1 protein-coding gene is annotated in these 801 nt (G+C 38.3%); it reads right to left on the bottom strand.

Features of this window, described 5'->3' with window-relative positions:
* Nucleotides 1–801 (bottom strand): flagellar M-ring protein FliF C-terminal domain-containing protein (locus tag AC1DJR_RS32035; RefSeq protein WP_477004472.1); only part of this gene is annotated, 801 nt, incomplete at both ends.

The following is an 801-nucleotide window of genomic DNA, read 5'->3' as shown; positions in this document are numbered from 1 at the left end:
ACCTTCTACATGCTCTTTCGTAGCTTCCTGCACTTGATCATCTAATGTAGGTTCTGATGGTTCTACCGGTTCTGGCTTTGGCTCTGGTACTATTTTTTCTTCAGGAATTTCCAGGATACTTTCACTACTAGCAGCAATTTCTTCTTCTGCTAAGTATTCTTCATATTCCTCTTCTTCTCTCTTTTTCTTACGTCTTGCTAAGAAGAACCATACTAGGCCAATTATTGCTAGCAAGCCAGCTGTAATCCCACCGAATAACCACCAGTTCATACCACTTTTTTCTGGCTCTTTCTCTTTTTCAACTTTCGGCTGGTCGAACTGAACAGTTACAACGTTAACTTGACCGTTTGTAAAGTTTCCATTCGGATCAGCTTGAAGCCCAGCTGCTGTGCCAATCGCTTCTTTAAATGTTGTCATATCAATTTTTCGTTTTACTAACGTATCGTTATCTACCCATACAACAACATTTGTTTTTGTTAATTCCGGATGTTTCTTAATTGTTTCAACTGTTTTATCTATTTCATAGTTTTCAATTTTGTTACCATTTTTATTATCGTAGACAACTTTACCGTTTTGATTATTGTTCGTACCGTAGTTCGGCACTTCACCGTTCGCTGTAATACCCGCACCTTGCTTCGTATCTGCTCCTTCTTGCGCAGTAGAGCTTTCCTCTTGCTCTTGTTTACTGCGAAGTACACCTTTATCGCCATATTTTTCTGACTGACGTGTAACTTCATCGTAGTTTACAGACACTTTCGTATTCACTTTATATTCATTTGATTTAAACATCGTCATTAACGT

It is taken from the genome of Bacillus sp. 05T31 (assembly GCF_056396725.1).
The sequence above is the reverse complement of the archived record's forward strand: the minus strand, read 5'-3'. Positions and strand labels throughout refer to the sequence as shown.